Source organism: Halomonas sp. A020 (assembly GCF_027943625.1).
Taxonomy (GTDB): Bacteria; Pseudomonadota; Gammaproteobacteria; order Pseudomonadales; family Halomonadaceae; genus Vreelandella; species Vreelandella piezotolerans.
In genome coordinates this window covers 1,128,775-1,154,208 of record NZ_AP022850.1, presented here as the reverse complement: position 1 = coordinate 1,154,208, position 25,434 = coordinate 1,128,775, and the positions used below count along the sequence as shown (strand labels likewise).

Sequence of the window (25,434 nt, the reverse complement as noted above, 5' to 3'; positions counted from 1 at the left end):
CGATTTGTCCGTGCCGTTCGCTCGCTGTCTGGGAAACGCCACCGCCATTTGACCCGATAGGTGTTCGGAAGTAACTTGTTCGTATTGAGAATCTGTGTTCGTCTGACGAACAAATACCAACAAGTATGGCAACGACCAGCTAAGAGGCACCCATCATGGCCGAGTTTCTCAGCTTGCATGACGCGGTAGCGCGCTTCGTCGAAGACGGCGCTACCGTGGCCATGGAAGGCTTTACCCACCTGATTCCTTTTGCGGCAGGTCACGAAGTGATCCGTCAGAAAAAGCGTGACCTGACGCTGATTCGCATGACCCCCGATATCATTTACGACCAAATGATCGGCGCGGGCTGTGCCAAAAAAGTCATCTTCTCCTGGGGCGGTAACCCTGGTGTCGGCTCGCTGCACCGCCTGCGTGATGCCGTCGAGAAAGGCTGGCCATGCAAGATCGAGATTCTGGAGCATAGTCACGCGGCGATGGCCTGCGCCTTCGAAGCGGGGGCGGCGGGGTTGCCGCTGGCGGTGTTCCGCGGCTACATCGGCAGCGAGCTGCCCAGCGTCAACGACCAAATCAAGTTCATCGACTGCCCGTTCACCGGCGAGCGGTTGGCCGCGGTTCCTGCGGTGCGACCGGATGTGTCGATCATTCACGCCCAGCGGGCGGATCGCCAGGGCAACGTGCTGGTCGAGGGTATCGTCGGGGTACAAAAAGAGGCGGTACTGGCCGCCAAGCACAGCATCGTCACGGTGGAAGAGATTGTCGATGACCTGGGGGCGACTCCCAACGCCTGCGTGATTCCCAGCTGGGCCATTAGCGCCATCGCCGTCGCCGAAAAAGGGGCCCTGCCTTCTTATACCCACGGCTACTACGGCCGCAGCAATCGCTTCTACAAAGAGTGGGATGCCATCGCACGCGACCGCGACACCTTTACCCAGTGGCTCGACGACAACGTCTTTAATGCAGGAGGCCAAGCCTGATGAGTCTGGAATATACCTCTTCTGAAATGATGTCGGTCACCGCGGCGCGGGCGCTCGAAAACGGCATGACCTGCTTCGTCGGCATCGGCCTGCCTTCTGAAGCCGCGAATTTGGCGCGTCTCACCCATGCACCGGACGTGGTGCTGATTTACGAATCCGGCACGCTGCAAACCAAGCCCGATACCCTGCCGCTCTCGATAGGCGATGGCGAGTTGTGCGAGTCGGCGCTGACCACCGTGGCGGTGCCGGAGATGTTCCGCTACTGGCTGCAGGGCGGCAAAATCGACGTGGGCTTTTTGGGCACCGCGCAAATCGACCGCTTTGCCAACCTGAATACCACGCTAATTGGTGATTACAAAGCGCCCAAGGTACGACTGCCGGGCGGCGGCGGCGCGCCGGAAATCGCCACCAACGCTGGCGAGGTGTTCATCACGCTGAAGCACTCCAAGCGCGCCTTTGTAAAAGACGTCGATTTCGTGACCACGCTAGGCTTTGGCCGCGACGGCAAAGGCCGCGACAACGTACCCAACATCGGCAAAGGCCCGACTCGGGTGATCACCGACCTGTGCGTGATGAAGCCTGACCCCGACACCAAGGAGCTGGTGGTCGTCTCGCTGCATCCTGGCGTTAGCCGCGAAGACGTCATCGATGCGACCGGCTGGGACATCCGTTTTGCCGAGCAGCTCGACAGCACTCCCGAGCCCAGTGCCCACGAGCTGACCATTTTGCGCGAGCTAAAAGCCCGCACCGAGCAAGCCCACGCGGGCGCATGAGGAGTTTGCCATGAGTGACGTTTATCTATGTCATCCCCGCCGCACCGCGATTGGCCGCTTTGGCGGCACGTTGGCGAGCGTGCGTCCGGATGATTTCGCCGCCACGATTTTTAAAGCGGTATTAGCGGAAGCGCCGAGTCTCGACCCCGCCGCCATCGAAGAAGTGTTCATGGGCTGTGCCAACCAGGCCGGCGAAGATAACCGCAACGTGGCGCGGATGTCGTCGCTGCTGGCGGGCATTCCCACCTCGGTGCCCGGCACCACGATGAACCGCCTGTGCGGTTCGGGCATGGATGCGGTGGGCACGGCGTTTCGCGCGGTCAAGGCCGGTGAGATGGCGCTGGCGCTGGCAGGCGGCGTGGAATCCATGTCTCGCGCGCCCTACGTGATGGGCAAGGCCGACAGCGCCTTTTCCCGCGGCCAGAAAATCGAAGACACCACCATCGGCTGGCGCTTGGTCAACCCGCTGATGAAGAAAACCTTTGGCATTGACTCTATGCCGGAAACGGCAGAAAACGTCGCCGAACAGTTCAATATCTCTAGGGAAGACCAGGATGCGTTTGCGCTGCGCTCCCAGCAGAAAGCCGCGGCGGCCCAAAAAGCTGGGCGTTTTGCCCAAGAGATTACCGCCATCGAGATTCCCCGCCGCAAGCAGGAGCCGCTGAGCTTCGATCAGGACGAGCACCTGCGGGAAACCACGTTGGAAAAACTAGCGGCGCTGCCGACGCCGTTCCGTGATGGTGGCAGCGTCACCGCTGGCAACGCCTCCGGTGTGAACGACGGCGCGGCAGCCATGCTGGTCGCCAGCGAGGCGGCGGTCAAGCAGCACGGTCTCAAGCCGATGGCGAAAATCATCGGCATGGCCACGGCGGGCGTCGAGCCGCGCATCATGGGCTACGGCCCGGTACCAGCGGTGCAGAAACTGCTCGAACGCACCGGTATCTCGATGGATGAGATCGATGTATTCGAGTTCAACGAAGCGTTCGCCGCCCAGGCGCTGGCCTGTATGCGCGACTTGGGCCTTGAAGACGACGACCCCCGTGTGAACCCCAACGGCGGCGCGATTGCGCTTGGCCACCCGCTGGGTATGTCCGGTGCGCGCTTGTTGATGACCGCGGCTCATGAGCTGCACAACAGCGGCAAGCGCTACGCGCTGTGCACCATGTGTGTAGGTGTTGGGCAGGGAATTGCTACCCTGATCGAACGCGTTTAACGGAGACCGTCATGGCGTTTCATACCATCAATGGCCGCAGCGTGGCTTACCGCCTGCTCGGCGCAGAAGGCAATCCGTTGGTCGTACTGGCGCACCCGTTGGGCATGAGCCAAGCGGTGTGGGATGACGTGATTCCCGCACTGCTGCCCCGCTATCGGGTGCTGACCTGGGATCTCCCCGGCCACGGTGCCAGCCAGGCGGTGAGTGGGGAGCACATTACCCCTGCTGATCTCGCGGCGGAGGCATTGGCGCTGGTAGACCTGGCGGGCGCGCAGCGCTTTCACTTTGCCGGTACCTCCATTGGAGGGGTAGTGGGCCAGCAGCTGATTGCCGAGCATGGCGACCGCCTGCTCTCCGCAGCGCTGACCAACACCGGCGCCGTGATTGGCAACCCGGATCTCTGGAACACGCGCGCCGGCCGCGTGCGCCAGGAAGGCCTAGCGGCGATGTCTGAAGAGATCGTGCCGCGCTGGTTTGCTCCAGCGGCGTTCGAGGCAAGCCCCGCGCTGAAAGCGGGCTGGTGTACCCAGATGGGCCGTGGCGACGATGAATCCTACGCCCAGCTGTGCGAAATGCTGGGTCGCGATACCTTTACTGGCAAGCTCTCAGGCAAGAGCACGAAAGTGCAGCTGTTTGGCGGCAGTGAAGATATGGCCACGCCCCCCGCGACGCTGGACGCCCTGGCGACAGAGCTCGATGGCGCACCGCTAGAGATTTTTGACGGCGTTGGCCATGTGCCTTCGGTGGAAGCCCCGGCGCTGTTTGCGGAGAAACTGCGCGCCGTACTAATGAGGGATTTAGGCGACGTGGCCAACCACGGCGTAGCTTATGCGACCGGCTTGGAGACGCGCAAGCAGGTATTGGGCGAGGAGCACGTCGCGCGCTCCACCGCCAACGCCAACAGCCTGGATGCGCCCTTCCAGCAGATGATTACCCGCTTGGCCTGGGGCGAGCTGTGGAGCAACGACGATCTCACCCGCCGTGAGCGCAGCATGATCACCACCGGCATTCTCGCCGCCCTGGGTCGCGAAGAGCTCACGCTGCACCTGAAAACCGCCAAGCGGATTGGACTGACCGACGCCGAGCTGCGCCAAGTGCTGATGCATGTGGCGATTTACGGCGGCGTTCCGGCGGCCAACCACGCCTTTGCCCTCGCCAAAGAGATGGGGTGGGGCGAGTAGCGAATCAACATCATGGATAAGAGGTAAGGGCGATGACCCACGACAACAAACGCTTTGTGGCACGCGACCGCAACTGGCATCCGCCCGCCTATGCGCCGGGCTACAAAACCTCCGTACCGCGCTCGCCGCAGCAGGCGCTGGTGAGTATGCAGCAACCCACGGCATCCGAGTTGACCGGCCCGGACTTTAGCCATCTGCGCATGGGACCCCACGATAACGACCTGCTGCTGAACTTCCGCCAGGATCCAGACCGGGGCGGACTTCCCCAGGGCGAGCGCATCATCATGTTTGGCCGCGTGGTCGACCAGTTTGGCAAGCCAGTACCGCACACCCTGGTAGAAATGTGGCAGGCCAACGCCGGTGGGCGCTACCGCCACAAAAACGATAAGTACCTGGCACCGCTGGACCCTAATTTCGGCGGTGTAGGGCGCTGTTTGACCGACGAGCAGGGCTTTTATCGTTTTCGCACCATCAAGCCCGGCCCCTACCCGTGGCCCAACGATATGAATAGCTGGCGGCCTGCGCATATTCACGTCTCGGTCACCGGGCCTGCGATTTCGACGCGGCTGATCACCCAGATGTACTTCGAGGGTGACCCGCTGATTCCCCTGTGCCCCATCGTGCACACACTCAGGGATCCCGACGCGGTGGACACCATGATCGGCCGACTCGACATGGCCCATAGCAAACCGATGGACTGTCTGGCCTATCGCTTTGACATCGTGGTGCGCGGTGAGCTGCAGACCTATTTCGAAAACCAGTAAGGCTAGGGGAACCTCATGAAACAGCCCGCTATTCAGCCCAATACCCAGCCGGCCAGCGATCTGATGCTGCGGGAAACCGCCTCGCAAACGGCCGGCCCCTACGTGCATATCGGCCTTGCCCTCGCCGCGGCGGGTAACCCCGTGCGCGACGAAGAAATCTGGAACGAGATGGCCAAGCCCGACGCCGAGGGCGAGCATATCGAAGTGGTAGGTACCGTGATCGACGGCAACGGCGATCTGGTACGCGATGCGTTTATTGAGGCATGGCAAGCCGATGCTAATGGTGATTACCAGGCCGATTATGACCTGAACAAGCCGTTCAATAGCTTTGGCCGCACCGCGACCACCTTCGATCACGGCAGCGAGTGGTCGCTGACCACCATCAAGCCCGGCGCGGTGAAACACCCCAGTGGGCAGTTGATGGCGCCACACATCAACCTGACGCTCTTTGCCCGTGGAGTGAACATCCACCTGCAAACGCGCCTCTACTTCGACGATGAGGCCGAAGCGAACGCTCAGTGCCCGGTGCTTTCGCGCATCGAGTCACCGACGCGCCGCCAAACGCTGATCGCCCAGCGCGAAGAGGTGGGTGGCAAGGTGCGTTACCGGCTGGATATCTGCTTACAGGGTGAGGGTGAGACGGTGTTTTTTGATTTTTGATTTTAAGCAGGCGGGTAGGCAAGCAATGATATGGGCAGCCAGTTGGCTGCCCATATCATTTGCCCTAGACTCGCACTAATGGCCCAATCAGCTATCCGCTACTCAACGTTAGCTTGAACGCTCATCGAGCAGATTTCTTGAGAATGTCATTGAGAATGATTAATCGATGTAGCCACTTCTAAGCGCCAGTCGATATGCCTAACAAGCTTCAGAATAGTGCGGGTAACAGGCACCGCGATGCGGTGTTCTTCCGCACGGCGTACGGCAGCGCCACAAATCGCTTCGATTTCGGTAGGCCTTTCTGCTAGCACGTCCTGAAGCATAGAGGGCTTATGGGAGGTGTGGCGTTCCAGAGCTTCGCTCACGGTTTTCTCGATACGCTCATTCTGAACCGCAAAGCCACACGCATGAGCGGTCGTACAAAGTTCATCGATAATTTGGAATGCAAGCTCCCTCGTATCCGCATTAGCCGCTATTTGGCCAACGGTCGAGCGAGTGATTGCGCAGAGGCCGTTCAAAGCGGCATTGAAGATGACTTTTTCCCAAATGGCGACTTCTACCTGGGGGGCAACGATGGTTCTTATCCCGCTATGCGTGAAGAGTTCAGGAATATCGTTAAGTATCGGTGGTGCAGCCGAGGTCGAGGCGGCAGCAAGCTTGACGATACCTTCACCGTGAGACTCCACACACCCTGTCTGCTTCGTGTCTGCAGGGTAAGTGGTAATGCCGATGATGATGTTCTTTTGATCGACGAACTCCATTAAAGAAAGCTTGTTATCGAGCCCATTTTGCAGGCTTAAGAGGACAGTATGAGAGTCTATGGCTGAACGTATGGCCGTTATTGCCGACTTGGTGTGCATTGTTTTAGTGAAAACTATAATAAGGTCATAGGTTTGACTTACTTCCCAAGGAAAAAGCACCGGGACAGGAATGAACCGTTCTCCTTTATCCGTCTTGAGCTTGAGCCCCTTCTGGCGCAAAGCGGCAACGTGCTCTGCATTGACATCAATCAGGGTAACGTCCGCGCCTCCTTCGGAAAGGCTTCCACCGATGAGTCCACCCATTGCTCCTGCGCCGAGGATAGCGATACGAGGTCTTTTTCTGTTTGGGTTATCCACTATTTGTCCTCTTGATAAATCTGTGCACATGTTTTTTGTTGGCTTTTTTGCAACGGAGTAAGCGTATTGGATGGTTGTTAACTGGGCTGATAGCCATCCATCAATGGCTTGTTGACTATCACTTGTATCGTGCCGCATGCTAATAAATCAAATAGATAGTTTGAGGAATATTTATAGATAGTGTTTATTCTGTTGGTTGGCAATGTCGCCGTTCATCGTTTCAAGCGTGACGGTTGGGGGCGGTATTTCATTGAGATGTTACGTTCTGTTTGCTTGGTGTTGAGTCGGTGCGTAAACGTATATGAAGAAGTGAAGGTGTTGCAAAAATAGCTGGGCTTGCGAAGGCGGCTTGTATTTGCCGAAACTTACTGTTTCTCAGTGATGGCGGTAATGATGCTTTCACAGAACCAACGTTGAGCGGGTGAACGCGACGTATGTGCCTGCCAGTAAAGTGTTACATCGAATGGGGGCACTTCGAACGGCAGCTCAAGTGCTTTCAAAGGAGCTTCATTTACGAAGTTGGACGCAATTTGCTGAGGTAGAATCACGACTAAGTCACTCTTTTGGAGCACTCTGGGTAAAATAGAGAAGTGGGGCACCACGAGGCTAACTTTGCGTTTTAACCCACGCTGTGCCAGCACATCTTCAGCCAGGCCATGCCCTGACGAAGCGGCAACCACAGCATGCTTGGCCTCCATGAATTGCTCCAGGCTGAGATGGTCACCAATCGTTGGGTGATGTTGATTCAGCAGGCAAACGTATCGCTCCTTGAGAATGACTTGGCGCGCTACGCCCGAGGCAGTCATCGGTCGACTACAGATCACCGCATTCACCTTCCCTGCCGCCAGCCACTCCTCAACCTTGTCGATTTCCAACGCAATGACTTCCAACTCCACGTTTGGCGCCTCGGTGTGCATGTGAGAGAGAATGCGGGGCAGTAGTGCCAGTTCACCGAGATCCGTCAGCGCTAGTCGAAAGCGGCGATGCGATGAGGACGGAACGAATTCGCGATTTTCCTCCAGCGTACTGTCGATCTGAGCGAGCGAGTCGCGCAGCGTTGGGTAGAGCTGAATCGCAGTGAAGGTTGGCTCCATGCCGTCGCGAGAACGTACAAAAAGACGGTCGTCAAATAGGTCGCGCAGTCTCGATAGCGCGTAGCTGACGGACGGCTGGGTCACGTTCAATCGATCCGCCGCGACCGTGACGCTACGGGCATCGAAGAGAGTGACGAAGACCCTGACCAGATTGAGATCGATAGCCGCCATAGAATAGACACCATTTATAATTTGTAGAACATATATTGATTTGATGGATTTTTAAAGGCCCATTAGTGTGAAACAAACGTCTTCACGCTAGGGCCACATATGCCAACCGTACACGCTATTACTTACCAGCTTCTGCGCCGACAGGGCCTCGACACCGTTTTCGGTAATCCGGGATCCAATGAACTGCCGTTCTTGAAGAGCTTCCCTGAAGACTTCCGTTACATTCTGGGCCTTCATGAAGGCGTGGTGGTGGGCATGGCCGACGGCTACTCCCTGGCCAGCGGGCAGCCGGTACTGGTCAACTTACATGCCGCCGCGGGAACCGGCAATGCGATGGGGGCGCTGACCAATGCCTGGTATTCCCATTCACCGTTGGTCATTACGGCAGGCCAGCAGGCGCGCTCTATGATCGGTGTTGAGGCGATGCTGGCGAATGTCGATGCCGCGTCACTTCCGCGCCCACTGGTTAAATGGAGTTACGAGCCTGCCTGTGCAGAGGATGTACCGAGGGCATTGAGCCAGGCGATTCACATGGCGAACCTGCCCGCCCGGGGCCCGGTCTATGTCTCGATTCCTTATGATGACTGGGACCACGAACTCGAAGGTGACGCAGATCAAGTCGTTCAGCACGATGTTCGCCATGCCGGTTTACCATCGGTCTCCCAGCTGGACGCCTTGGCTGAAACTCTCCAACAAGCGCATGACCCTGTGTTGGTACTGGGGCCGGAGGTGGATGCCGTTCGTGCCAATGCACTGGCCGTAGAGCTGAGCGAACGACTCTGTATGCCGGTGTGGGTGGCTCCCTCGGCGTCGCGCTGCCCCTTTCCCACGCGCCATGCCTGTTTCCGCGGTGTACTACCGGCGGCCATTTCGGGTATTTCAGACAAGCTGGAAGGCCATGACCTGATACTGGTGATTGGTGCGCCAGTGTTTCGCTATCATCAATATGCGCCGGGTCGTTATATACCTCAAGGTGCAACACTGTTGCATTTGACCGGCGACCTGCAAGAGGCGGCCCGCGCTCCGGTGGGACACGCTCTCGTTGGCGATATCCATGCCACGCTGGAAGCGCTGCTGCCGTTGTTACCACAACGTGACCGTGCGCTGCCCAGTCCTCTTCCTTTGCCATCACCTCAGGCGGTTTCCACTGGGCGCTTAGCGCCGGAGAGTGTCTTTGACGCACTTAACGCCCTCGCGCCAGAGGACGCGATCTACGTTAAAGAGTCGACGTCGACGGTGTCTGCTTTCTGGCAGCGCGTTGAGATGCGCCACCCTGGAAGCTACTTTTTTCCGGCGGCAGGCGGGCTCGGTTTTGGCTTGCCCGCTGCGGTGGGCGTCCAGCTCGCTCAGCCCCATCGGCAGGTGATCGCGGTCATCGGTGATGGGTCAGCGAATTATGCTATCAGCGCGTTGTGGAGCGCCGCCCAGTACAACGTCCCGGTGGTCTTTATCATTCTCAAGAACGATACCTATGGAGCGCTACGCTGGTTCTCACGGCTGCTGGATGCTGAAGACGCTCCAGGGCTCGATGTGCCTGGGCTGGATTTTTGCGAATTGGCTAGGGGGTATGGCGTTGAGGCGGTTCGTACAGAGACGCTCGAGACCTTCGAGGAGGCACTATGCCGAGCGCTGAAGGCTTCCCGCCCGATATTGCTGGAGGTGCCGACGACAACGATAGAGCCTTGATACGAAGCTATATCCAAGGGCGTTGTAATCACGCCAAACAATGAAGGTAATAACAATGACAGAGAGCACCCTCATGAAAAGAACCCTATCGCCACTGTTAGTCGGCCTATCGACAGCCGTTCTATGTACGTCGGCTAATGCTGATACGACACTCCGCATGGCCCACCTGTGGCCTGCCAGTTCGACGGTTAACCAGGAAATTTATCAAGCCTGGGCGCAACGAGTCGAGCAGGAGTCGAATGGCCAGTTGAAAGTAGAAATCTACCCTTCTCAAACGCTGAGCAAGGCTGACAAAGCTTACGAAGCAGCGGTGAATGGCATCGCTGACATTGCCATCACGGTACAAGGCTATACTTCCGGCCGCTTCCCTCTCTCCGAAATCGTGCAGCTTCCTGGCGTATCGACGAGCGCATCGCAAGGGGCCTGCATTTTACAGACACTCTATGATGAAGGGGATATAGCCGAGGAGTATGACGATGCCCATACGCTATTTCTATTCACCACTGGGCCAGCCTATTTGCATACACAAGATACCGCAGTCGAAACGCCCGCTGACTTGGCTGGCCTGAGGATGCGTCATCCCAGCGAGGTAGCAGGGGAAATGCTGACCAGTATGGGCGCGCACCCCGTGGGCATTCCTGCGCCGGATATTTATACGTCGCTGCAGCGTGGCGTGATAGACGGCTTGAGTTTCCCCTGGGAAGCCATGACGGTTTTCCGTATCAATGAGTTAGTGAATCATCATTTGGAGTTGCCCTACTATACGGGCACGTTCGTGGCCACTATGAATCAGGCGTCTTATGATCGCCTCTCCCCCGAACTAAAAGCAGTGATTGATAACAATAGTGGCATGGTATGGGCGAGTAAGGCGGGGCAAGTCTTTGATGATATTGACGAGGCTGGTCGTGCAGAGGCATTGGCGCAGGGCGATACCATCCATGTGGTTGAAGATCCACTCAATGATCCCGTCTGGGCTCCTCCACTCGAACAAGGCACTGAAAACTATCTAGCGCAACTCGAGCAGAGGGGCCTAGATAGTGCCCGCGCTGTTTACGAGAAAGCGTTAGCGTTACGCGATCAGTGTGAAGAATAAATCTTGGCGCAACGGTCATCCGTCTTACCATTTATATTCCAGGAGTACGCCATGAACACTCTCGATCTGCTAATCGGCGGCCATTCATGCTCAGCTCGCGCGTCTGCTACCTTCGAACACACCAACCCGCTGAGCGGAAAAACGGTCAGCTGCATAGCGGCCGCATCGGTTAGCGATGCCCAGGCCGCCGCTGAGGCGGCAGTCCGCGCCTTTCCGGCCTGGTCAGCGACCGGCCCCGGCGAAAAGCGCGCCAAGCTGCTCAAGGCGGCCGAGATCATGGAGGCGCGCCAGGCCGACTTCATCGAGCGCATGGTGGACGAAACCGGCGCTACGCCGGGTTGGGCGGGCTTCAATGTCATGGTCGCCGCCAACATCCTGCGCGAGGCGGCGTCGCTGACCACGCAAGTGAATGGCGAGGTCATCCCTTCCAACGTGCCCGACAACCTGGCGATGGGCGTGCGGGTTCCCTGCGGCGTGGTGGTCGGGATCGCTCCCTGGAACGCGCCGATCATTTTGGGTACCCGGGCCATCGCCACCCCGCTGGCGTGTGGCAACACGGTGATTCTCAAAGCCTCGGAACAGTGCCCCGCGACCCACCACCTGATTGGGGAGGTGCTGATCGAGGCGGGGTTGGGCGATGGCATCGTCAATGTGGTGACCAATGCGCCGCCAAAGGCCGCCGAAGTCGTCGAGGCGCTGATCGAGCATCAAGCCGTACGGCGTATCAACTTCACCGGCTCTACCCAGGTGGGGCGCATCATTGCCGAAAAAGCAGCGCGTCATCTCAAGCCGGTTCTGCTGGAGCTAGGCGGTAAAGCGCCGTTCGTGGTGCTTGACGATGCCGATCTGGACGCTGCCGTAGAGGCCGCCGCCTTTGGCGCCTTCTTCAACCAGGGGCAGATCTGTATGTCCACCGAACGGCTGATCGTGATGGATGCGGTCGCCGACGCCTTCGTCGACAAGCTGGCTCGCAAGGCGCAAACGCTGCGCGCGGGTGATCCACGTGGTGAAGGCAATGCGCTGGGTACGCTAATCAATCGCGAATCGGGCGAGAAGCTCAACGCCCTGCTGGACGACGCCCAGCAGCATGGCGCTCGTATCGCCTGCGGTGGTCAAGCCGAAGGCGTCATCATGCAGCCCACCGTGGTGGATGGGGTGACCAAGGCGATGCGCCTGTATGGCGAAGAGTCGTTTGGCCCGGTGGTCGCGCTGATGCGCGTTAAGGATGAAGAGGAAGCCCTACGCGTGGCCAACGATAGCGAATATGGCCTGTCGGCCGCCGTTTTCAGCCGCGACACCGCCCGGGCGATGCAGTTTGCCCAGCGCATCGAGTCGGGTATTTGCCACATCAACGCTCCCACCGTGCACGACGAGCCCCAGATGCCCTTTGGCGGCGTTAAGTCGAGCGGCTATGGACGCTTTGGCGGTAAGGCCGGGATCGAGGAGTTCACCAATCTGCGCTGGATGACCCTGCAGCTTGGCCCGCGCCACTATCCCATCTAGAAAAGCGCCTGGTACTTCTGCATTTGTCAGCAAGCCGCCGTTGCACGAGTGAAGGCGGCTTTTTTATGGATGTATCAGGAAATGGCAAATCGTGAGGTCATTCGACGATGGTCGTGAATCTATCTGGTAAAAGTCCAATTTTTTGATTCTATTTTGCTGTTAGCAAAGATCAGAGGGCTGGAACACGGCTTGATAGTGATGGCGCGGGTAGCAAGGCGTCCTATGCTGCTTGGACATAGACGAATGTCGATTAGCCTTACGCCTGATAGTGGACTAATGTGATCCCTTAAAGCGAACTAGTATTCGCTCTGCGAACTTACAATAATCCAAATAAGCCTGGAGTCCCCCATGAAAAATACCTTTGCTCGGTGCGTGCTGGCAGCCGCCATTGCAGGACTTTCCATTAGCGCTGCGCAGGCAGAAACCACTCTACGTATGGCCCACTTCTGGCCTGGCCCGTCGGGCGTCAACCAGGATGTGTTGCAGGCCTGGGCCGATACCATTGCCGAAGAGTCCAACGGCGAGCTGACCATTCAGATGTTTCCCGCCGGTACGTTAGCCAAACCGGACTCCATCTACGAAGCCGCCGCCAATGGGATTGCCGATATCGGCGCTACCGCCCAGGGCTATACGGCGGGCCGTTTCCCGCTGTCGCAAATCGTTGAGCTACCGGGCGTCGCCAGCACCGCGACCCAAGGGGCCTGTGTGCTGCAGACGCTCTACGACGACGGCCATTTGGACAGCGAATACGAAGATACTCGTCCGCTTTTCATGTTTACCACGGGCCCGGGTGGCATCCACACCATCGATACCGACGTGCAAACCCCCGCCGATCTGCAGGGTCTGCGCATTCGTCGCCCCACCGCAGTGGCGGGTGAGATGCTGGAAAATATGGGGGCGAGTCCGGTAGGCATGCCTGCACCCGACATTTATACCTCCATGCAGCGCGGCGTGATCGAGGGCCTGAGCTTTCCGTGGGAGGGTTTGAAAGGCTTCCGTATCAACGAACTCGTCAACTACCACACCGAGGTGCCGTTCTACACGCTGATTTTCGTGGCCACCATGAATCAGCGCAGCTACGACAGCCTGACCCCCGAGCAGCAGGCGGTGATCGACAATAACTCCGGTATGAAGTGGGCTGAAAACGCCGGTGCAGTGTTTGACCGACTCGACGTAGAAGGCAAGCAAGAGGCCGTCGAAGCGGGCCACACGATTCGCGAAATCGAAAACCCGCTGGAGCATCCCGACTGGCAGGCGCCGCTTCAAACAGGTATTGAAAACTACCTGACGCAGTTGGAAGAGCGTGGTCTCGATCAGGCGCGCGACGTCTATCAGGCGGCGTTGGCAGCCAGCGAGTCTTGCAGCGCCCAATAGGGGTAATGTGTCATGCAGTCTACTTTTTATCGGGCCAGCCATTGGCTGGCCCTCATTTGTCGCTTAGTGGCCGGGGTCGCTTTGATTGGCCTGCTGGGGGTCACCATGGCCGATGTCAGCACACGCTATCTTTCCCGGTTGACCGAGGGCGCGATTGCGCTGCGTGTCTCCGGAAGTGTGGAGCTGGTGAGCTACTTGATGCTGTTCGCACTACTGGCCGCGATGGCGGCCAATGTCGAAAAAAGCCAAGTAGTGGTGGAGGCGTTCTCTCACCGCTTGCCACAAGCCATCAAGAATCGTGTGCAAGGCGTCTTTTTGCTCGGTTTCATGGCGCTGGGGTTGGTCCTGTTCGTTGGGCTGCTGGATTCTGCTGCCGCCGCGACGCGTCACGGGGAGGTCACCCAAGACCTGCGATTGCCCATGGGGCCGATTTACCAATTGGCAGCGGTGCTGAGTTTGCTATTGGGATTGCGCAGCGCCATTCACGCCTTGCTAGGCATGATCTATGCGGCCGGTGAGGAGGCAGCTCATGGGGAGTGAAGCGATTGGTGCCATTGGGCTAGGGCTGTTATTGGTACTGATGATTCTGCGCGTCCCGGTCGCGTTGACCATGCTGATCGTCGGTGTGGTGGGGTTTGCTCAGATCATCAGTTGGGACGCCGCCGTTGCACAGTTGAAAACCGTACCGGTCGAGGTGCTCTCCAACTACAGCTTCAGCGCCGTACCCATGTTCATTTTAATGGGCGTACTCGCGGCTCACTCGGGGATGGCCGGTAAGCTGTTTGATTCGACTCGGATCATTTGCGGTGGCTGGAAAGGCGGCTTGGCCATTGCAGCGGTGGGCTCTTGCGGCATCTTTTCCGCCATCTCCGGTTCATCGCTGGCGACGGCGAGCACCATGACGCGAGTGGCACTGCCCGAAATGGAGCGCTACGGCTATAACCGTGGCTTGGCGACCGGTGCGCTGGCCGCTGGCGGCACACTGGGCATCATGATTCCGCCCAGTATCGCGCTGCTGATTTACGCCATTCTTACCGAACAGTCCGTGGGCGATATGTTCATGGCGGGGCTGATTCCCGGCCTGCTGGGACTGGTGATGTACTCGCTGACCATTACCGTGGTGATGTATCTGCGCCCCTCCCTGGCGGTAGCGGGTCAACCCACTGCCTGGAAAGAGAAGTTGCTCTCGCTGACCGGTTTGGTACCGTTCTTTGGCGTCTTCCTGGTGATGATTCTAGGGATCTATTTCGGTGCCTTTACGCCCACCGAGGGGGCCAGTGTCGGCGCCTTCGCCACGCTGCTCTACGCCTTGGCGAAGGGCATGCGCGGTGCCCAGCTATGGCACAGCGTACAGGAGACGCTGGCGCTTTCTGCGGTGGTGTTCTTCATGCTGGTCGGGGCGGAAACGCTGGGTTACTTCATCTCCGTATCGCGCATTTCGTTCTCCATCACGGATCTGCTCTACGGCATGGACCTCACGCCCATCGTCGTGGTGCTGTGCATCCTGGCGCTCTACTTCGTGCTGGGGATGTTCATGGACTCCATCGCCATGCTGGTGATCACCGTGCCGGTGGTCTACCCGATCATTCAGGCAATGGGCATCGACCCGGTGTGGTTCGGTATCTTGACCGTACTGACCGTTGAGCTGGGCCTCATGACCCCGCCGGTGGGGATGAACGTGTTCGTCATCAAAGCGATGGCACCGCATGTCGGGCTAGGGGAGATCTTCAAGGGCGTGACACCCTTTGTCGTGTCTGATTTGCTCCGCTTGACGCTGTTGATCCTCTTTCCGGTGCTGTCGACCTTCTTTTTGCTCTAAGGCGGGTTAACGCCCTTGCGATTGACGCGTTCTGAAATCGCGAGGTGACAGCGCCGTATTACGTTTGAAAAAGCGCGTGAAGTAGGCCGGTTCGGAGAAGCCCAAGCTGTCAGAAACTTGCCCAATGGTCATGTTGGTGTAGGTAAGCTGGCGCTTGGCCTCTAGCAGTAGCCGTTCGTGTAGCAACTGTAGGGCGCTGCGCCCGGCGAGTTGGCGGCAGAGCATGTTCAAATGTGCACTGCTCACCCCCACTTGCCCGGCCAGCCACTCGATGCTGGGCTGCTCACGGTAATGCGTTTCGATGAGCGTTTGAAACTGCTCGACATGTTGCTGCCCCTTGTCATTTTGGCGAGGGGTATAGCGCCTTTTAGGGCTACCGACCGCATGGCCAAGCCGCGAAAGCTCGACGACGAGTGCCTGGATCAGCGCTTCGAGTAGCAGGCTGCGTCCAGGCGCTGGCTGGCGATACTCGCGATCGATCTGGGTCACGAGCGTGGTAATGCGCGTTTGCTCATGAGCCAGCGATAGGCGAAAGAAATCGGCCTTTTTAAGGGCGCTGCTTTCGCCCAGCAGGGTATGCAAGTGTTCGGCCAGCGGCTTGGCTAGGGTAATGATGTGTCCTTGTACGTCGGGTGAAAAGTGAAACCCGTGAATCGCCATGGCGGGAACGACAATGGCGGCCACGCTTTGCAGCTCATGACGCGTACCCTCCAACTCCAGCGATACGCTCCCCTGATCAATCAATAAAATATGCACCAAGTCGGCATGGCGATGGGGGCGGATACGCCAGTCATGCAGGCGGCTGCGCTCGGGAATGGACTCACAGTGGAGCAAGTCGGGCGTCGGCCAGTGCTGCGTTTCGCCATAGAGCTTGAAGACGGGAACGGGAGCGTTCGACGAGGGCGTCATGGGGGCTCTCCTTTACGACTAAGGTTGAGTGATGCAATGTCGAATGTCCAATAATTGATCTAGATCATGCCTTATTAAGCGACGTGTTTCATTGAAAAATACAAGTTATCTGATTTTGACAATGACAACGACGAGGCATCCCTATGAAAACGAAGGTCGCCATTATTGGGGCCGGGCCGTCAGGCCTACTGCTGGGGCAACTGCTCCAGCGTCAAGGTATCGATAACGTGATTGTCGAGCGTCGCAGCGGTGAGTATGTGTTGAGCCGTATCCGCGCAGGTGTGCTCGAGCAGGGCATGGTCGATCTCCTGCGTGAAGCAGGTGTGGACCGGCGCATGGATGAAGAGGGCCTGCCCCACGACGGTTTCGAGCTCGTGTTCGATAACCGCCGCGTGCGCATTGCGCTGGACGAGCTGACCGGCGGCAGCAAGGTCATGGTCTATGGCCAAACCGAGGTCACGCGGGATCTGATGGAGGCCCGCGCCGCCGCTGGTGCGACTACGCTCTATGAGGCAGAAAACGTCCAGCCCCACGATCTGGAGAGCGATAGTCCGTACCTTACCTTCGAGCACCAAGGCAAAACCGTCAGGCTCGACTGCGACTACATCGCGGGCTGCGATGGCTACCACGGCGTCTCCCGCCAAGCGATTCCCCAGGGCCGCATCCAAGAGTTCGAAAAGGTGTATCCCTTCGGCTGGTTAGGGCTACTCTCGGATACGCCGCCGGTGTCCGATGAGCTGATCTACGCGCGCCATGCGCGTGGCTTTAGCCTATGCAGCATGCGCTCCGCCACTCGCAGCCGTTACTACCTGCAAGTACCGCTGGATGAAAAAGTAGAAGACTGGTCGGACGAGCGTTTTTGGGAGGAACTCAAGCGGCGCTTGCCGGACGATGTGGCGCAAAAGCTCGTGACAGGGCCCTCCATCGAGAAGAGTATCGCGCCGCTGCGTAGCTATGTGGTGGAACCGATGCAGTATGGGCGGCTATTCCTCGTGGGCGATGCCGCCCATATCGTGCCTCCCACGGGCGCCAAGGGACTCAATCTGGCCGCCAGCGATGTGAATACGCTCTATCGCTTACTGGTCAAGGTCTATCAGGAAGGCCGTACCGATCTGATAGAGCGCTATTCGCAAACCTGTTTGAAGCGTATCTGGAAAGCAGAGCGTTTTTCCTGGTGGATGACCTCCATGCTGCACAACTTCTCCGATGAGGAGGATTTCAATAGTCGCATGCAGCTGGCCGAACTGGACTACGTGACCAGCTCAGCGGCAGGGCTGACGACCATCGCAGAAAACTATGTGGGGCTGCCTTACGAATCGCTCGAATAAGCGACGCTGGCGCTCTTCCTCCTTGCCCAAACCCCACGGTTTGGGTTTTTTATCTGACCGCTGCCTCTTGTCGCTCTGTTGGCCTTGGCCCATTCTTCTTTCTGGGCAGTGTCGCCCTTGAGCGTTTCATTAGCTGGGTGAGGAGAGAGGGCGTATGGCTAAGTTTTTTCGGGAGTTCCGCGAGTTTGCCGTCAAGGGCAACGTCATCGACATGGCGGTGGGCATCATCATTGGCGGAGCGTTTACGCTGATCGTGCAAAGCCTTGTCAAAGACGTCATGAACCCCCTGATTGGTTTACTGGTGGGCGGTATCGATTTTTCGAACCTGTTTGTCGTGTTACGGGAGGGCGTGGCGGAGGCCCCTTATGCCACTTTGGCGGACGCCCAGGCGGCGGGAGCGGTGACGCTGAACGTGGGATTGTTCATTAACGCGGTGGTGAGCTTCTCCATCGTCGCGTTCGTGGTGTTCTTGCTGGTGCGCACCATCAACCGTTTGAAGCGTGAAGAGGCGGTGGCGCCCGCTGATCCGACTGAAAAACCGTGCCCCTACTGTTTGATGGTGGTACCGATCAAGGCCGTTCGCTGCGGGCATTGCACCTCTGAGCTACAGGTAGCGACGCCAGAGAAACCGATGGAATCCGTGTGATTCGCGGTCAGCTCTCCTGGCGAGTCGCCATCAAAAAGGGTGCCCAATGGGCACCCTTTTTGACGTTGAAGAGGGCCGTTAAGCCGTCTTTTTCGCCGCTTTCTTATCCGTTTGCTTACTATCACTGGCATCGCTCGGCTGTGGCAGCGACGGCAATGATTTCGCCAGCATATCGACGCTGTGGCGATAGTAGAGCTGGCTCTTGTTATGCTCGCCTAGGCTTGCGTAAAGGCGCGCAAGCTCGGCGCATACTTCGCCGTTGGGGCGCTGGCGCTGGCTGGCTTCGAAGTACTCCAGCGCTTTCTCCCACTGGCCCACACGCAGCGACAGGCGGCCACAGGCGAGCAGCAGTTCGGGGTCGTTGGGGCGCTCTTGCAGCCATTTCTCTGCCTTGGCGAGCTGACGTGCGGCGTCCACGTTGAGCAAACCGTAGCGTTTGACCAAGCGTGCATCCCAGTGATGATCCAGCGAGTGGTTCAGCAGGCGTTCGGCAATCGGCTCTTCGTTGGCGTGCAGCAGTGCTTCGGTGTAGAGCACGATCAGCTCGGTATTGCCGCGCAGGTAGTCAGGCATATCGGCCCACAGCCCGCGAACCCGTTCGATGTTGGTGGGGTTTTGCGCTTCGAAGATGATCAGCTCACGATACGCCTTGAACTCCAGCTGTTCACGCTCTTGTTGCGTAATCAGCTTTTGCGCCGCCAGGCGTGGAATCAAGCGGCGCAGGCCCTCCCAGTCGTTGACACTAAGGTGGACCTGTTTCAGCAGCTTCAGCACCTGGGGATGATTGGTGAGCTGCTTGTCCAAGCGGTTGAGGATGGCCAGCGCCTCTTCCGGCTGCTGACGGTCGATCATCAGCTGCGCCTGCATCAAGCCGATGGCGGTATCCGCGCCGTCGGTAGTCAACTGGGCCTGGTTCAGGTGCTCTTGGGACTTCTCATGATGGCCCTGGTAGTGCGCGGCCAACGCTGCCGAGAGGTAGTTAACGAGCGGCGTGCTAGAGTCGTCCGCGGCGCGAACCAAGGTTTTCTCCGCTTTCTTCCAGCGGCCCTCGGTAAGTGCCACCAAACCACGCACGGTACGTTTCATGGCGCGGCGGTTGCGAGCACGGCTATTCCAGGTACGGAAGCGGCCCACCGGACGAATGATGCCAGTGAGCAGGCGCAGCGCGAAGTGCAGGACGATAAAGGCACCCAGTAGCAGCACTAGCCCAAACCAGAACGAGGTTTGTACCGACGTGTCGCCCACTCGAATCAGCCAGTAACCGGGCACCGACATCATCAGATGCCCAAAGAGCGCGCCAACCGCAAGGCCCGCGACGATCAGCAGGATGAGTTTTCTCATGCATCACCTCCATCCTGACGACGCGACTCGAAACGGTTGTCGATGAAGCTGGCCAGCGCTTGCTGTGAGGCGCTGATATCCGGCAGCTCGGGCTTTACTTCGGCCTGCTTCAGCTCTTGAAGGCGGGCTATGACGCTCTGGGTCTCTTCACGTTCGGTGTCGTAGTAGCCGTTCAGCAGCTCCAGGGCTTTGTCGATGCTCGCTTCGTACAGCTCGGGCTCCTCTTTGAGCAGCGCCAGCTGAGACTGCTCGAGAATCAGGCGCAGGCTCTGGCGCAGGTAGGACTCCTGCTCCGGCGTGATCAGCGCTTCCAGGGCTTCATCATGCTGGCGAATGACCACGAGATCTTTTAGCTCTTCACCGAAGCGGGCGAGCTGGCGCTGGAAGGTGCCGGTAGGCGGCTGCTCAATGCTCGACGTCACGGCGCGCTCTTCGATCTCTTGAGATAGGCGCAGACCCGCTACGCGCTCTTGCTGGGCATTCAGAGCTAAGTAAATGCCTGTGCGGTCCACTTGAGGAACGGCGTCCAGCGCGGCGAGCTCGTTGGCAATTTCACGACGCACGGGCGTTAGCGCCGGGTTATCGGCATCGGCCAGACGGGCATCGGCGGTGCGCAGCAGAGCGGCGGCACCTTCCACATCACCCTCCAGCTGCAGGCGCTGATTCGCCAAACGCAGCAAGTAGGCCGCTTCGGCGTGAAGCCAATCGCGCTCGTCGGTGTCCTGCTCTTGTGAGAGCTGCGTCAGCACCTCGTCCAGCGTGCTGTTGACGTCGCTGCGATAGCTATCCAGCTCGCTGCGCAGTTCGCTCACGGTACTCTCCAGCGCTTGGCTTCGTTCGGCTTCGCCCTCTTCGATCCGTGACTCAAGCTCGCTGACCGCTTGCTGGGAAGCGCTGTTTTGCGCTTGCTGGGCCAATTCGTCCAGGCGCTGCTGCTGACTATCCAGGCGCTGCCAGCCTTGCCAAGTGATCAGGCCCAGGGCGAGTGCCAGGATAATCACCAACGCGATGGCAAGACCGCCGCCTTTGCTGCCGCCACTACCGGCTGTAGAGGCGGGCGGGATTGGCTTACCGGCACTGCCCGACGAAGCGGCTGGCTTGGTGTCGGCGGCGCTGTTCTTGGCGTCCTTAGTGTCCTTCGTTTCTTTCGTGTCCTTGGTGTTGCTAGCGGCGGACGTTTTGGCCGAGTCAGACGTCGGCCCGTTATGGCTCGCCGTGCCGGTTTGCGGTGCCGAAGAGGCACTGTTGCCACTCTTATGGCGGCGGCGCGAACGGCTATTTTTGGCCGCATAAGACGAGGAGGCGCTGCTAGCAGTCGACTCGCTTTTCGACGATGATGCCGCAGTATCGCTCGACGGCGTGTTCGCTTGGGATGTATCGGCAGACGTATTGTTGACGCCTTCCTGCTCGTTTGGTTGTTTGCTCATCTGTCGCTAGCCCTTATTAAGTTCCTTGATCGACATCGGCACCCTATGGGTTGCAGGACCGATCCAACGCGGCCACCAGCGCAGCCGGCGTTGCTCCCGACGCCACCTTGAGGTCACAAAAACCCAGTTTACCGGCCAGTGTAGCTAAACGGTGACTGGAAACGATTAGCGGTTGGTTCAACGCTGCTGGACCACACCATTTTGCCAGATATTCAAGCAGTTCGCCGCTGGTGACGATGAGCGCCCGGTAGTCACCACCGTGAAGGCGCTCGCGCAGGGCGGGGAGCGGCGGTTGATACACACGCCGATAGACTGCTAGACGCGTCACCTGGGCGCCGCGTGCTGTCAGCGTGTCGGCGATGAGCGTGCGACCGCCTTCACCGGCCACCAGCAGCACCCGCTGGTGCGCCAATTGGCGAAGCGACGCCAACGAGAGCAGCGCTTCACTGGTGTCTTCACCCCGATGGGGCGGGGGTATACGAACCTTAACCCCGAGCTGGTCGGACAGTATGCTGGCAGTGGCCCGCCCAACGCTATAGTAATCGATGCCAACGGGCAGCTGTGGCCAGTAGCGATCCAATGCCTCGCTCAAACAGTGTGCGGCAAAGGGGCTGACCACTACTATCTTATGGTACTGATCGATATCCAACCATATTTGGCGTTGGGCCGCCGCTTCGGGCAAAGCCTCCAAGCGCATGACGTCAAGGGACTCTACCCAGTCGTGGCGTTCGCGCAGGGCATCCGCCAGGGTTTGTCCACGCTCTCCTGGGCGGCAAATCAGAACCGGTTGGTTCATACGTGGCGACCGTAGACCTCTGCCAAGATATCGCCAGCGCCTTGATCTAGAAGCTCTTCGGCAATTCGGATGCCGAGCGCTTCCGGCTCGTGAATCGAGCCACGCCCCTCGGCTCGCAGCACTTCTGTGCCTTCTGGGTTGCCGACAAGCCCTCGAAGCCACAGCGTTTCGTTGCCTTTATCCAGAATGGCGTGTCCGGCTATCGGCACTTGGCAGCCGCCTTCCAGGCGCGTGTTCATGGCGCGCTCGGCGCGCACGCGGGTGGCGGTATCCTGATCGTCCAAGGGGGCCAGTAGCGCAATCAATTCGGGGTCGTGCAAGCGACATTCAATGCCTAGTGCGCCCTGGCCGCAGGCGGGCAGGCAGATTTCGGGGGGCAGTGCTTGGGCGATTCGCGCGTCGAGCCCCAGGCGCTGCAGGCCAGAGGTGGCCAGAATGATAGCGTCGAACTCGCCATCGTCGAGCTTACCAAGGCGAGTCTGGACGTTGCCGCGCAGGTTGAGGATTTGCAGGTCCGGACGGGCTTCACGCATTTGTAGGCCACGACGTAGGCTGGCGGTACCGATGCGCGCACCTTCGGGCAGCTCGTCGATGCTGTTATAGTGGTTAGACACGAACGCATCGGTGGGGTCTGCCCCCTCTAAAATCACCGATAGCCCCAAGCCTTCGGGGAAGTGCATGGGTACGTCTTTCATGGAGTGCACGGCAATATCGGCGCGACCATCCAGCATGGCGTCTTCGAGCTCCTTGACGAATAGCCCTTTGCCACCAATTTTGGAAAGGGGCGTATCGAGGATTTTGTCGCCTTTGGTGGAGAGGGGGACAAGCTCGACGTCCAGTCCGCTATGGGCCGCCATCAAGCGGTCGCGGACGTACTCGGCCTGCCACATGGCCAACTGACTTTTACGTGTGGCAATGCGCAATTTAGTGATGGATGACACCTGATTCTCCCTTTGCCGCTGACACGGCGCGTCGAACTGTGATAATTCTCATCATAAAGCACCCAGCCACACAGTAAAAATAACCGGCCATATTTAGGGCCAGCGCTGACCGCGTTTAACGCCTGCTAGGAAACGCCATGCCCTCTGTCGAACCGCAAGGCAAGCTAGACCAATTCTTCCTGTTATCGCAGGATTTGCTCTGCTGCATTGACTTTTCGGGCACGCTGCTGAGCGTCAATCCTACCTTCGAGTCGTTGCTCGGTTACCCGGCACATGCGCTATTGGGTAAGCCCTGTGGTGTCGTCGTCGAGCCACGCGATCATCCCGTGATCGAAGCGGCACTAGCGAGCTTGTGCCGTGGTGAGAAGGTAAATACCTTCGACGTATGCGCGCGGACGGTCGAGGGCCAGCGTATTTGGCTTGAGGTATCGGCCTCCAGCGGCGACCAAGTCATTTATGTCATCGCACGGGACGTTACGCGGCGAAAAGCGGTCGAAAAGCAGTTGAGGCGCAACCAGCGGTTGTTTCGCATTGCCGGTGAAACGGCCCATATCGGGGGCTGGTACATGGACCTGGCCGTAGGGCTACCCATATGGTCCGAAGAAGTGTGCCGTCTGCACGACATGCCGGTGGGGCACCAACCCACCCTCGACGAAGCGCTCGGCTTCTACACGCCTCGTGTGCAGCCGCGTATTCGTTCCGTCTTTACTGCTTGCTGCGAGCAGGGCGTGAGCTTTGACGAAGAGCTCGAAATCGTAACCCGAGACGGGCGGCGACGTTGGGTGCGCGTGATTGGCCGCGCGGTGCGTGACGAGCTGGGCCAGATCATTCAGGTGCAGGGCTCGACTCAAGACATCACCGAACGTAAAGACACCGAGCGGCAGCTCACCTTGCTGGAGCGCAGCGTCGAGTCCAGCACCAACGGCGTGGTGATCGTGGATGCCCAGCGCCCCGATTTGCCCATGGTCTACGTCAATGCCGCTTTCGAGCGCATTACCGGCTACTCGCGTGACGATGTGCTGGGCCGCAACTGCCGCTTCTTACAGGGCGTCGACACCGATCCCGCCACCCTGGCGCAGCTTCGCAAAGGCATCGAAGCGCAGCGCGATGTGCATGTGGTGATTCGCAACTACCGTCGCAGTGGCGAACCGTTCTGGAACGATCTTTATATTTCGCCAGTGCGCGACGAAGAGGGCGTGGTGACGCACTTCATTGGCGCGCAAAACGACATCACCGCCCAGCGTGAGTACCAGGCTCAACTCAGCCATAACGCCAATCACGACGCGCTGACGGGGCTGCCCAATCGGCTCATGCTCGATCAGCGCTTGGCCCAAGGGTGCCTGCTCGCCAGACGCTATCATCGCTATTTGGCCGTACTGTTCATCGATCTGGATGACTTCAAACCCATCAACGACACTCTTGGCCATGAGGTCGGTGACTTTATCCTGCGCGAAGTGGCCAAGCGCCTAGAAGAAGAGCTGCGGCCTTGGGACACCGTGGCGCGCTTTGGTGGCGACGAATTCATCGTCTTGCTCCCGGACTTGGCGCAAGAGGATGACGTGCTACAGGTCGTCGAGCGGCTGCTGACGCGGGTGTCTGCTCCCTACTGGTATCGCGGCAGCGAGCTGCGCATTACCGCCAGTATCGGTATCGCCACCGACGACGGCACGATTCGAGCGCCGCGCCAGCTGATCCAGCAGGCCGACCTGGCCATGTACAAGGCCAAGCGGCGAGGGCGTAACACCTTCCAGTGGTATACCGACGAGCTCAATCGCAAGGTCACCGAGCGGGTGAGCTTACGCCATGCGCTGCAGCAGGCCATCGAACAGCAGCAGTTCGAACTACACTATCAGCCGCAAATTCATCACAGCGGTCGAGTCGCCGGGGTCGAAGCGCTCATTCGTTGGCGCCACCCCGAGCGTGGCAACATCCCGCCGGGGCAGTTCATTTCGCTGGCCGAGGATACCGGTCAAATCATTCCAATCAGCGAGTGGGTGCTAGAGACGGCCTGTCGCGATGCGATGGTGCTCAATGCGCAGAGTGCGACGCCCATGACCATGGCGATCAACGTCTCGCCCATGCAGTTTCAGCGTCCCGGCTTTTTGGACTCGGTGAAGAACGTGTTGGCGCGCAGCGGTTTGCCACCGGCCTTGCTGGAGCTTGAACTGACCGAGGGCGTGCTCATGGATAGCGCCGAGCACACCATTCAAGCGCTCAAAGCACTGCGCCAGCTCGGTGTGCATATCGCCCTCGATGACTTCGGCACCGGCTTTTCCAGCCTGAGCTACCTGAAACGGTTGCCCATCAACAAATTGAAGGTCGACCGCTCGTTCGTACGCGACGTGGCGACCGACTCCCGTGATGCGGCCATCGTCGAGGGGGTCGTCACCATGGCCGACAAGTTGGGACTAGAAGTCCTCATCGAAGGTGTCGAAACGGCCGAGCAGTTTCATCATCTGCGCATGCTGCAGTGCGATCACTTCCAAGGCTACTACTTCGCTCGCCCAATGGCGTTGAGCGTGCTCAAGCACTTCTTGGACTCGCCATCCGCCGCCACGGCCAGCGCCGCTGATCCCATCTCCTGAGCGTGACGGCTGCAAAACGGCATGCCGTTCCAGGCGGT

At 58.9% G+C, this 25,434-nt stretch carries 22 protein-coding genes; 15 read left to right on the top strand and 7 right to left on the bottom strand.

Features of this window, described 5'->3' with window-relative positions; genetic code table 11:
- Positions 1–155 precede the first annotated feature (155 nt).
- The 6 genes from FRH_RS05320 to pcaG are packed head-to-tail and all read left to right on the top strand — an operon-like array spanning position 156 to position 5,565.
- The gene (locus FRH_RS05320) at positions 156–974 is read left to right on the top strand and encodes a CoA-transferase (protein ID WP_219862274.1); all 819 of its coding nucleotides are present in this window, start codon (positions 156–158) and stop codon (positions 972–974) included.
- Between the two features lie 5 nt (positions 975–979).
- Positions 980–1,747 carry a CoA-transferase subunit beta gene (locus tag FRH_RS05315; RefSeq protein ID WP_348773462.1) on the top strand — a complete coding sequence of 256 codons (768 nt, stop codon included), beginning with the start codon at positions 980–982 and terminating at the stop codon, positions 1,745–1,747.
- A 10-nt stretch (positions 1,748–1,757) separates the two neighbouring features.
- Positions 1,758–2,960: a 3-oxoadipyl-CoA thiolase gene (pcaF, locus tag FRH_RS05310; protein WP_281997911.1), complete on the top strand. Its 1,203-nt coding sequence runs from the start codon at positions 1,758–1,760 to the stop codon at positions 2,958–2,960.
- Between the two features lie 11 nt (positions 2,961–2,971).
- Positions 2,972–4,141: an alpha/beta fold hydrolase gene (locus FRH_RS05305; protein WP_281997910.1), complete on the top strand. Its 1,170-nt coding sequence runs from the start codon at positions 2,972–2,974 to the stop codon at positions 4,139–4,141.
- A 32-nt stretch (positions 4,142–4,173) separates the two neighbouring features.
- Positions 4,174–4,905, top strand: a complete 732-nt coding sequence (gene pcaH / locus FRH_RS05300; RefSeq protein WP_239296323.1) for a protocatechuate 3,4-dioxygenase subunit beta — start codon at positions 4,174–4,176, stop codon at positions 4,903–4,905.
- Positions 4,906–4,920: 15 nt separating this feature from the next.
- Positions 4,921–5,565 (top strand): protocatechuate 3,4-dioxygenase subunit alpha, encoded by a 645-nt coding sequence (pcaG, locus tag FRH_RS05295; RefSeq protein ID WP_281997909.1) that lies wholly within the window; start codon positions 4,921–4,923, stop codon positions 5,563–5,565.
- Between the two features lie 146 nt (positions 5,566–5,711).
- Here the strand turns inward: pcaG and FRH_RS05290 are convergent, their stop codons facing one another.
- Both FRH_RS05290 and FRH_RS05285 read right to left on the bottom strand, forming a co-directional pair.
- The gene (locus FRH_RS05290) at positions 5,712–6,821 is read right to left on the bottom strand and encodes a 2-dehydropantoate 2-reductase (protein ID WP_219862262.1); all 1,110 of its coding nucleotides are present in this window, start codon (positions 6,819–6,821) and stop codon (positions 5,712–5,714) included.
- A gap of 227 nt (positions 6,822–7,048) precedes the next feature.
- Entirely contained in the window at positions 7,049–7,948 is a 900-nt protein-coding gene (locus tag FRH_RS05285) for a LysR family transcriptional regulator (protein ID WP_219862261.1), read from the bottom strand.
- Between the two features lie 99 nt (positions 7,949–8,047).
- On the opposite strand from FRH_RS05285, the gene mdlC reads away from it, so the two are divergent.
- The 6 genes from mdlC (at position 8,048) to FRH_RS05255 (ending at position 15,423) form a co-directional block, all read left to right on the top strand.
- On the top strand, positions 8,048–9,634 hold the full coding sequence (gene mdlC / locus FRH_RS05280) for a benzoylformate decarboxylase (protein ID WP_219862259.1): 1,587 nt from the start codon (positions 8,048–8,050) through the stop codon (positions 9,632–9,634).
- Positions 9,635–9,707: 73 nt separating this feature from the next.
- Entirely contained in the window at positions 9,708–10,727 is a 1,020-nt protein-coding gene (locus tag FRH_RS05275) for a TRAP transporter substrate-binding protein (RefSeq protein ID WP_219862257.1), read from the top strand.
- 51 nt (positions 10,728–10,778) lie between these two features.
- Positions 10,779–12,230 (top strand): aldehyde dehydrogenase, encoded by a 1,452-nt coding sequence (locus tag FRH_RS05270; RefSeq protein WP_219862255.1) that lies wholly within the window; start codon positions 10,779–10,781, stop codon positions 12,228–12,230.
- Between the two features lie 348 nt (positions 12,231–12,578).
- Positions 12,579–13,604 carry a TRAP transporter substrate-binding protein gene (locus FRH_RS05265; RefSeq protein ID WP_139526065.1) on the top strand — a complete coding sequence of 342 codons (1,026 nt, stop codon included), beginning with the start codon at positions 12,579–12,581 and terminating at the stop codon, positions 13,602–13,604.
- Positions 13,605–13,616: 12 nt separating this feature from the next.
- Positions 13,617–14,144: a TRAP transporter small permease subunit gene (locus FRH_RS05260; RefSeq protein WP_219862253.1), complete on the top strand. Its 528-nt coding sequence runs from the start codon at positions 13,617–13,619 to the stop codon at positions 14,142–14,144.
- A complete protein-coding gene (locus FRH_RS05255) occupies positions 14,134–15,423 on the top strand; it encodes a TRAP transporter large permease (RefSeq protein ID WP_219862252.1) in 1,290 nt (429 codons plus the stop codon). Before FRH_RS05260 ends, FRH_RS05255 begins: the two co-directional genes overlap by 11 nt.
- A 6-nt stretch (positions 15,424–15,429) precedes the next feature.
- On the opposite strand, the gene FRH_RS05250 is transcribed toward FRH_RS05255, so the two are convergent.
- Positions 15,430–16,332 carry a helix-turn-helix domain-containing protein gene (locus FRH_RS05250; protein WP_219862250.1) on the bottom strand — a complete coding sequence of 301 codons (903 nt, stop codon included), beginning with the start codon at positions 16,330–16,332 and terminating at the stop codon, positions 15,430–15,432.
- Positions 16,333–16,475: 143 nt separating this feature from the next.
- Here FRH_RS05250 and pobA point away from each other — a divergent pair, with 143 nt between their 5' ends.
- Together pobA and mscL are read left to right on the top strand one after the other, a co-directional pair.
- Entirely contained in the window at positions 16,476–17,660 is a 1,185-nt protein-coding gene (gene pobA / locus FRH_RS05245; RefSeq protein ID WP_153843543.1) for a 4-hydroxybenzoate 3-monooxygenase, read from the top strand.
- 154 nt (positions 17,661–17,814) lie between these two features.
- A complete protein-coding gene (gene mscL / locus FRH_RS05240) occupies positions 17,815–18,306 on the top strand; it encodes a large conductance mechanosensitive channel protein MscL (RefSeq protein ID WP_153843542.1) in 492 nt (163 codons plus the stop codon).
- A 78-nt stretch (positions 18,307–18,384) separates the two neighbouring features.
- Here mscL and FRH_RS05235 read toward each other — a convergent pair whose 3' ends face one another.
- Genes FRH_RS05235 through hemC form a run of 4 tightly spaced genes read right to left on the bottom strand, consistent with a single transcriptional unit; the run spans position 18,385 to position 22,811 of the window.
- Positions 18,385–19,647, bottom strand: a complete 1,263-nt coding sequence (locus FRH_RS05235; RefSeq protein ID WP_139526059.1) for a heme biosynthesis HemY N-terminal domain-containing protein — start codon at positions 19,645–19,647, stop codon at positions 18,385–18,387.
- Positions 19,644–21,074, bottom strand: a complete 1,431-nt coding sequence (locus tag FRH_RS05230; protein ID WP_239285778.1) for a uroporphyrinogen-III C-methyltransferase — start codon at positions 21,072–21,074, stop codon at positions 19,644–19,646. The genes FRH_RS05235 and FRH_RS05230 overlap by 4 nt, the downstream gene beginning before the upstream one ends.
- Positions 21,075–21,117: 43 nt before the next feature.
- The gene (locus FRH_RS05225; protein ID WP_219862247.1) at positions 21,118–21,870 is read right to left on the bottom strand and encodes a uroporphyrinogen-III synthase; all 753 of its coding nucleotides are present in this window, start codon (positions 21,868–21,870) and stop codon (positions 21,118–21,120) included.
- Entirely contained in the window at positions 21,867–22,811 is a 945-nt protein-coding gene (hemC, locus tag FRH_RS05220) for a hydroxymethylbilane synthase (protein WP_139526057.1), read from the bottom strand. Before hemC ends, FRH_RS05225 begins: the two co-directional genes overlap by 4 nt.
- A gap of 137 nt (positions 22,812–22,948) precedes the next feature.
- Between hemC and FRH_RS05215 the strand changes: the two genes are divergently transcribed.
- Entirely contained in the window at positions 22,949–25,396 is a 2,448-nt protein-coding gene (locus FRH_RS05215; protein WP_219862244.1) for an EAL domain-containing protein, read from the top strand.
- Positions 25,397–25,434 lie beyond the last annotated feature (38 nt).

What these genes read in the sequence shown, in the direction of transcription:
- FRH_RS05230 (WP_239285778.1), bottom strand. Translation starts at nt 21,074, where the DNA reads ATGAGCAAACAACCAAACGAGCAGGAAGGCGTCAACAATACGTCTGCC.
- FRH_RS05270 (WP_219862255.1), top strand. Translation starts at nt 10,779, where the DNA reads ATGAACACTCTCGATCTGCTAATCGGCGGCCATTCATGCTCAGCTCGC.
- FRH_RS05255 (WP_219862252.1), top strand. Translation starts at nt 14,134, where the DNA reads ATGGGGAGTGAAGCGATTGGTGCCATTGGGCTAGGGCTGTTATTGGTA.
- FRH_RS05215 (WP_219862244.1), top strand. Translation starts at nt 22,949, where the DNA reads ATGCCCTCTGTCGAACCGCAAGGCAAGCTAGACCAATTCTTCCTGTTA.
- mdlC (WP_219862259.1), top strand. Translation starts at nt 8,048, where the DNA reads ATGCCAACCGTACACGCTATTACTTACCAGCTTCTGCGCCGACAGGGC.
- pcaF (WP_281997911.1), top strand. Translation starts at nt 1,758, where the DNA reads ATGAGTGACGTTTATCTATGTCATCCCCGCCGCACCGCGATTGGCCGC.
- FRH_RS05250 (WP_219862250.1), bottom strand. Translation starts at nt 16,332, where the DNA reads ATGACGCCCTCGTCGAACGCTCCCGTTCCCGTCTTCAAGCTCTATGGC.
- FRH_RS05275 (WP_219862257.1), top strand. Translation starts at nt 9,708, where the DNA reads ATGAAAAGAACCCTATCGCCACTGTTAGTCGGCCTATCGACAGCCGTT.
- FRH_RS05290 (WP_219862262.1), bottom strand. Translation starts at nt 6,821, where the DNA reads ATGCGGCACGATACAAGTGATAGTCAACAAGCCATTGATGGATGGCTA.
- FRH_RS05225 (WP_219862247.1), bottom strand. Translation starts at nt 21,870, where the DNA reads ATGAACCAACCGGTTCTGATTTGCCGCCCAGGAGAGCGTGGACAAACC.
- FRH_RS05265 (WP_139526065.1), top strand. Translation starts at nt 12,579, where the DNA reads ATGAAAAATACCTTTGCTCGGTGCGTGCTGGCAGCCGCCATTGCAGGA.
- pcaH (WP_239296323.1), top strand. Translation starts at nt 4,174, where the DNA reads ATGACCCACGACAACAAACGCTTTGTGGCACGCGACCGCAACTGGCAT.
- FRH_RS05235 (WP_139526059.1), bottom strand. Translation starts at nt 19,647, where the DNA reads ATGAGAAAACTCATCCTGCTGATCGTCGCGGGCCTTGCGGTTGGCGCG.
- FRH_RS05285 (WP_219862261.1), bottom strand. Translation starts at nt 7,948, where the DNA reads ATGGCGGCTATCGATCTCAATCTGGTCAGGGTCTTCGTCACTCTCTTC.
- pcaG (WP_281997909.1), top strand. Translation starts at nt 4,921, where the DNA reads ATGAAACAGCCCGCTATTCAGCCCAATACCCAGCCGGCCAGCGATCTG.
- FRH_RS05305 (WP_281997910.1), top strand. Translation starts at nt 2,972, where the DNA reads ATGGCGTTTCATACCATCAATGGCCGCAGCGTGGCTTACCGCCTGCTC.
- mscL (WP_153843542.1), top strand. Translation starts at nt 17,815, where the DNA reads ATGGCTAAGTTTTTTCGGGAGTTCCGCGAGTTTGCCGTCAAGGGCAAC.
- FRH_RS05320 (WP_219862274.1), top strand. Translation starts at nt 156, where the DNA reads ATGGCCGAGTTTCTCAGCTTGCATGACGCGGTAGCGCGCTTCGTCGAA.
- pobA (WP_153843543.1), top strand. Translation starts at nt 16,476, where the DNA reads ATGAAAACGAAGGTCGCCATTATTGGGGCCGGGCCGTCAGGCCTACTG.
- FRH_RS05260 (WP_219862253.1), top strand. Translation starts at nt 13,617, where the DNA reads ATGCAGTCTACTTTTTATCGGGCCAGCCATTGGCTGGCCCTCATTTGT.